The sequence below is a fragment of the uncultured Caballeronia sp. genome (assembly GCF_964243625.1).
In the GTDB taxonomy this organism is placed as follows: Bacteria; Pseudomonadota; Gammaproteobacteria; order Burkholderiales; family Burkholderiaceae; genus Caballeronia.
In genome coordinates this window covers 1-7428 of record NZ_CAXTGZ010000286.1, presented here as the reverse complement: position 1 = coordinate 7428, position 7428 = coordinate 1, and the positions used below count along the sequence as shown (strand labels likewise).

Annotated in this window: 2 protein-coding genes; one reads left to right on the top strand and one right to left on the bottom strand. The window is 62.0% G+C overall.

The window, feature by feature from the left end; genetic code table 11:
* Nucleotides 1–5249 (bottom strand): amino acid adenylation domain-containing protein (locus ACFFAR_RS19045; RefSeq protein WP_375508274.1); only part of this gene is annotated, 5249 nt, incomplete at its 3' end.
* A 239-nt stretch (nucleotides 5250–5488) separates the two neighbouring features.
* Between ACFFAR_RS19045 and ACFFAR_RS19040 the strand changes: the two genes are divergently transcribed.
* The gene (locus tag ACFFAR_RS19040; RefSeq protein WP_174364921.1) at nucleotides 5489–7225 is read left to right on the top strand and encodes a cyclic peptide export ABC transporter; all 1737 of its coding nucleotides are present in this window, start codon (nucleotides 5489–5491) and stop codon (nucleotides 7223–7225) included.
* Nucleotides 7226–7428 lie beyond the last annotated feature (203 nt).

Genomic DNA, 7428 nt, shown 5'->3' with positions numbered 1-7428 from the left:
TCGAAGGGCTTCGGTGCTCGAACGATCGACCATCCACTACCGCCGGCGCTCTGCACGAACCGCTGGCTGAAAATTTCATGATGCGTTAGCAGCGCATCGAAGGCGCGGGCGAAAGCATCGAGATCAAACGGCGTTTGCGTATCGAACTCGACCGACTGGTTCCAGTGCCCGCGTTGCGGCATGTCCAGCGTAAAAAAGCGCAGTTGCGCGGGCGTCAGGACAGCAGTCGACGCACGCACCGGCGCGCTCGCCATCGGCGCTGCCGCTGTATCGACTGACGTAGCGACTGTGGCCAGTTGCGCGATAGTTGGACCATCGAAGAGTTGCTTCGGCGTGAAACGCACGCCGCGTTTGCGCGACCGGGCAATGATCTGAAGCACGAGAATCGAGTCGCCGCCAAGTTCGAAGAAATTGTCGGCGCGTCCAACCCGCTCCGCCTTCAATACGTCTTTCCAGACGGCAGCGAGCGTTTCTTCCCTCGGTCCGCGAGGTGCGTCGCCGTCACTTTCAGCGCTTACGGGTGTGGCTGCGGCTTCGCGCAGCGCGGCGCGATCAACCTTGCCGTTGGGCGTTACTGGAAGCGCGTCCATCACCACAAGCACGGCGGGCACCATGTATTCGGGCACGCTTGGCGCGAGCGCTTCGCGCAACGCCGATTCCGTATGAACGCTGTTTTTATGCAATGTGACGAACGATGCAAGGCGCAAGCGCCCTTCGTGTTCGACCGCAAGCGTCTCTGCTTGCGAGACACCGTCGATGCATCGCAGCGTCGCGCTCACCTCACCCGGCTCAACCCGGTAGCCGCGGATCTTCACTTGATCGTCGAGGCGCCCGAGGAAATCCAGTTGACCATCGGCACGTAAGCGAACGCGGTCGCCCGTTCTGTAAAGGCGCTCGCCCGACGCCTCTGGATGGGGAACAAACCTTTCAGCGGTGGCAGCCGCGCGTCCCAGATATCCCCGCGCGACGCCCGGACCACCCAGATACAGCTCTCCGATCGCACCGGCCGGCACGCACGACCTGAATGCGTCGAGCACGCATGCATACGCGTTCGGCAAGGGCCGGCCGATGGGCACCGATTGCCCTCGTGAATGTGCTTGCGTCAAGACCGACGTATCGCAAGCGAGCGAACCCACCGTCGTTTCAGTCGGACCATAGTGATTGATCACGCGGCAACCGGGCTTGAGCGCGGCGATCCGGTCGACCAACGCCCACGGCAAGATCTCGCCGCCTGTTATCAACGCGTGCAATGGCAACACGTCCTCCGGACGCTGCGCATCGAGTAACGCATGAAGATGACTCGGCACGATCTTCAGCACGCCGACGTTTCGGGTGCGCATTTCCTGGGAGAAACGGTCCGGGTCGAACGCGCATGACGCGGGCAGCAAGTGCAGCGTGCGGCCGGAGCACAGCGCGCCGAACAACGTCGTATGTCCGAGATCGGCTGCGACAGTGGAAACCATCGCCATGGATGCGCCGGGCGCGAAGTCGAGTTCGTCAAGCATCCCCTGCACGTAGTCCGCGAGCGCGCCATGCGAGACCACGACACCCTTCGGCGTGCCTGTAGAGCCCGACGTGAAGATCAGGTACGCGGCCTGGTGCGGCACCGGCGAAACACGACGGGCGGCCGCGTTGGAAAGCGAGACATCCTGCTCGATGGCATCGATATCCAGTACCGTCGCGTTGGCAATGCTTCGCGGTCCCTTCGAAACGAGCGCCAGGCGCGCCCCGCAAGCTTCGGCGGCATCGGCGAGGCGTTTTGATGGCATCGCGGGATCAAGCAGGACCGCGTAAGCGCCGGATTTCAGCACGCCCAACAAGGCCACGACAAAGCGCACCGAGCGCTCGATGCACACCACGACCGGCTGCTCGATGGCTGCACCGCGTTGTTGCAACGCGAACGCAACGCGGTCCGATGCATCGTCGAGTTCGGCGCATGTCAGTTGAGTCGTTTCGTCGGCGACCGCCACGCAGTGGGGCGTTGAAACCGCATGAGCGGCGATGAGCGACAGAACGTCCTTGCCCTCGATAGCCAACATGCGCCGCATTCGCACATCGGAAGTACCGGCGCAATCGAGCAGCGCAACGGCAAGCTTCGGATCACGCACGGCATCCGTCACAAGAGCCGCGAAGCTCGCAAGCCAAGCTTCTGCCGTGGCGGGATCGATGCAATCCAGTGCATAGGCAGACACCAGTTCGATGCCGCGCGAATCGACCGTGAAGTCGAGCGCGAAATCGAAGCGCGCTGCGAGGTCAGGACCGGGCGTTGCAATGGCGGACACGCCGGGCAATGCGGCTTTGATCTCCGTATCGAACTGCTGGGCGAACTTCACGCGCAGCCATTCTTCGCCGCGACGCACAGGCGGTTTTACAGCGTCCAGAACCTGATCGAAGGGCACGTCCTGATGAGCGAACGCAGCAAGCGAAGCCGCTCGAACGGAGTCGAGCAACACCTCGAACGACGCGATCGGCTGAACCTTCGTACGCAACGCGAGCGTATTCAAAAACAACCCGATCAAAGGCGCGGTTTCCGCGCGCTGGCGATCCGCAACCGGCACCGCGACAACCAGATCCGTTGCGCCCGTCAGCCGATAAAGCCAGGCATCGAACGCAGCGAGCAGCACCGCAAACGGCGACGCATGTACGCGCTGCGCAAGTTCGTGCACAGCCATTGACGTGCGTGCACCCAGCCGCAACGACACCCGCCCTCCGCGATGATCACGTTCCGCAGGACGGGTGCGATCGCAAGGCAGCGCAAGCGGCTCGGGCGCGGTATCGAGTTCCTTGCGCCAGAACTCGATCTGGCGCGCGCCCTCTGCGCCTTCGACTACCTCCCGTTGCCACTGCGCGTAGTCCGCGTACTGGATCGGCAACATTGGTAAGGCGGGATCGCGACCTTCGACGAACGCCGTGTAAGCGGCCGCGAGTTCATCGAATGCACAGCGTGAACTCCAGCCATCGCTGACTGAGTGATGCACCGCGAGCATCAGCCGGTGTGAATCGTTTGCGAACGCCACTAATTCTGCGCGCAGCAACGGGCCTTCGGAAAGATCAAAAGGTTTTGCCGCGTGATCCTGCGCGAGAAGGTCTGCTTGCTCGTCTTGCAGGGCGTCGTTCAGATGACGCAGATCCACGTGGCCGATGCGCACCGGCAACGTCGCATGGATACGCTGCATGACGACGCCATCATCGTTCTCGACAAGAGTCGTACGCCACACATCGTGGCGCTCCATGACGTGATCCAGCGCGCGTTGCAGCGCCTCGGAATCCAGGGCGCCACGAAGCGCCCAATGTCCCGCGATGTGATAAGCCGATCCCGCATCTTGCGTCTGCGCAAGCACCCAGAAACGTTGCTGCGCGAACGACGCTGGCCGATCAACAAAACTCGCATTGGCCGGCATCGATGGCATGCGTTTCAATGCAACGTGAACCAGGCCGGATTCACGCTCGCTGCTGTCGATCAACGCCGCAAGTGCATCGAGCTGGGGGTCATCGAATAGCGTATCGAGCCGCAGATTGACGTTATGTTCGCTGCGGATCGCGGCTTGCAATTGCATTGCCGCAAGTGAATCACCGCCGCGGTTGAAGAAGCGATCCGTGCGGCCAAAAGGCAACGGGTCGCTCAAAATGCGCTGCCAGCATGCTGCTAGCCACCGTTCGGTATCGGTTTGCGGTGCTTGGTTCGAATCGGTCTTGAACACCAGCGCCGTTACCGCGTGCCTCAAAGCCTCGCGATCAAGCTTGCCGTTGAGCGTGTATGGAAGATTGTCGAGGCGTGTGTATCGATGCGGCTGCCAGGCATCCGGCAAGCGTTGCTCCAGATATGCCTTGATCGTTGCATCGTCCAGCGCATCTGCCGTCACAATGCAAGCTGTCAGCACGGTGCGGCCATTGGTTGAATCGGTGAGCACGGCTGCATCGCGGACCAGCGGATGCGCCCGCAAACACGCGGCGATTTCGCCCGGCTCGACGCGAACGCCGCGCACCTGCACCTGATCATCGATACGGCCAAGATAGTCGTATGCGCCATCCGCCCGTTGACGCGCACGATCACCCGTTCGATAAATCCGCGCACCCGGCTCGCCGGATGCATCGGGAATAAAACGTTCAGCGGTAAGCGCCGCACGGCCGTGATAACCGCGTGCAATACACGCGCCGCCGAGCAGCAATTCGCCCACATCCCCCGCTTCCTGCGCACCGTCGATACCTACCACGCGCGGCCCGATAGCCCATCCGATCGGCAACGACGCATAAGCATCATCGCCTGCGAGATCCGGCGTGACATCGGGCGCGACGGGCCATAACATTGGCGAGATGATGGCTTCGGTCGGCCCGTATCCGTTCACGAGCCGCACCGCCGGGAACACACGCCGAACCGTTTCGAAGGCATCCTTTGACAGCGCCTCACCGCCAAACGCAAGCACACGCAAAGACGCGGGCACGCCGGATCGTTCGGCAAGCGCAGCAAATTCACGCAGATAAGCCGGCGGGAAAGCCGCGATATTCACCTGTTCGCGATTGATCATCGCAAGCGCGGCCTCAGGTGCGAACGGCAGCGGATCTGTAATCACGATGCTCGCACCCGCGGCAAGCGGAGCGAGCCAGCATTCATGCGCGGCATCGAAATTGACCGATGCAAAATGCAGCAAGCGATCATCCGCCTGAATAGGCAGGGCTGCCGTCAACGCGTCGCAGTGCGCGGCAAGCGGCCCATGCTCGACCACGACCGCCTTCGGCGTTCCCGTGGAGCCGGATGTATAAATCATGTATGCAGCGGCGCGTGGATGGACGAATATTTCATCGTTATCCTCACCAACCTCTACGCTTAACGACTCCCTCACGTTCGATACCGTCAAACAGTGCGCGAACCGCTGACGCATCATTTCATCCGCCGCAACGTCAACGATCCCATGCGACAAACCCGCATCGCTCACGATCCAGTCGAGTCGGGCCGCCGGATGATGAGGATCGAGCGGAACGAACGCGCCATCCGCTTTCAGCACGGCCAGCAGCGCCACGAACAACTCACACGAACGCTCGACACACACACCGACGCGCACCTCCGTCCCGACACCCGCCGCGCGCAACCGCGACGCCAGATGTTCCGCGCGCCGGTCCAGCTCGCCACGCGAAAGCCGCGTCTCCACTGGCGAAAACGATGTCAGCGCCGGCGCATCAGGGGCAAGGCGCGCCAACGCGCTGATACGCAGATGCAGCGCGGTCGGGAAACGGGTCGTGTGCGTCGTCATGGGCGTGAAGTCCTCTGAGCCTGGCCGTTTCGGCCCGCTCAATGGCCACAGGAATTGCGGCTTCATTGGGATGACGATTTGCGCACAAGAATATTTACCTTTATTTTCGGGGCCGAATACCGGGCTTCACGCGAAAGGCTTGAAACAGATACGCGCGACTAAATATTTCCCCCGCTCAAACGTCAATGAGGCAAGAGGCGCATTCCGCGCCACCGTGCTTCTCTCACTCGCCAAACGTAATGACCCCAGCCACCGAGCGTTACGACGCCACCTCGAACGAGAGCGCGCCACCCAAGCCCGCCTCGCGCCTGATCCTGACGCTGCTCAAGCGTTCACGCGGCGCGTTCACGCTCGCCATCGCCGCGTGCGTGCTGAATGGCGTTGCAAGCGTGACGCTGGTTGCAACGCTGAACCGCGCGCTGTCGCAGCCTTCATCGGCGGATAGCACGCTTGCATGGCGGTTCGCGTTGTGCGCGGTGGTCGCGCTCGCCACGCGGATCGTGTCGGGCGTCCTGTTTGCGCGGCTGTCGCAGGACACGATGGCGCAATTGCGCGAACGCGTGGCCAAGCGCGTCGCGACCGCCGAGTTGCGCGATGTAGAACGTATTGGCGCGGCGCCCGTGCAATCGGTCCTGACCGATGACGCCACCAACGTCTCCATGCTGTTCTTCGCCTTGCCCAACATCGTGATGCACGGTTCCATCGTGTGCGGGTGTCTCGCTTATCTCGCGTGGCTGTCGTTGCCGGTGTGCCTGCTTGCGTTGACCGCCATCGTGGTCGGTTCATTCGGTTATTACACCGGGGACAAACGCGCGATCGCCTCGCTCGAAGCGGCCGGCAAGTCGCAAGACAAGTTGTTCGGCTATCTCGGCGCGCTGTTTACCGGTGCGAAGGAGCTGAAGTTGCATCAGGCGCGCGCAACCCAATTCGTCGATGGACAATTGGGTCTGGCGATTGGCGAAGTGCGCGATCATCGGCGGCGGGCGTTCAGTGCCTATGCCGTTGGCGTGGGCTGGATCATCTTCGTGTTCTATGTGTTCCTGGGCGCTGCCGCTTTCTGGCCGTCGTTGGGCGTCCGTGCTGATACCCCGTCCGCAGCCGGTTACGTCATCGTGTTCCTCTTCATGCTGGTGCCTCTCGATGGCCTGCTCAACAACCTGCCGACCGTGAACGCGGCGCGCGTGTCGCTCGACCGGATCGAAAAGGTGATGGCGGAATTCGGCGGACTGTCCACGCCGGACGTTCAGACGCCGCCGTCATCGAGCGCTTCTCAAGCGTCGTTCAAGACACTGACCCTGCGTGGTGTCACGCATTCGTACTTCCACGAACGAGACGAACGCATGTTCCGCATCGGACCCGTGGACCTGACGTTCAGGCCTGGGGAGCTTGTGTTTATCGTGGGCGGGAATGGCAGCGGCAAGACCACGCTCGCGAAGGTGCTGACAGGTCTTTATGAGCCGGAGGGCGGCGTTATCGAAGTCGATGGCAAGCCGGTGGGGTCGCTCGAACGCCCCGCTTATCGCGAGCGTTTCACGGCGGTCTTCAATGACTTCCATCTGTTCGATGCTCTGCTTGGCATCGTCGATCCGAACGATCCTTCCCGTGCCCAGGCCGATGCCCGCGCGAACGCACTCATCGGCAAGCTGGCGCTGGATCACAAGGTGCAAGTGGTGGACGGCGCATTCTCCACGCGCGCGCTTTCCACAGGGCAACGCAAGCGCCTTGCGCTGGTGATCGCATATCTTGAGGACCGGCCGTTCTATCTCTTCGATGAATGGGCCGCCGACCAGGACCCTGCATTCAAGGCCGTGTTCTACGAGCAATTGCTGCCCGAACTGCGTCTCGCGGGGAAGACGGTGGTCGTCATCACGCACGACGACCGCTATTTCCCGCTTGCCGACCGCGTGTTGAAACTCGACAACGGCAGTATCGTCAGCGAGACGTACGGACCAGAGCCTGCCCTCGCGAACGGATGAAGATAAGGGGCTGGCGGACAGGTCTGCACGCCAGTGCTCAAAACACCGTACCGTTGATTGCGAGACCTGCGGGCCGCGCCTCGAACCTGTACTGAAGGTGCGTCGTATAGTGCGCATCGATCTCGCGCACCAGGCGGTCGATCTCGTGCGTGAGGGCATCGAACCGTTCCACCTTCAACAAGTACCCCGCCTTCATCAAACCT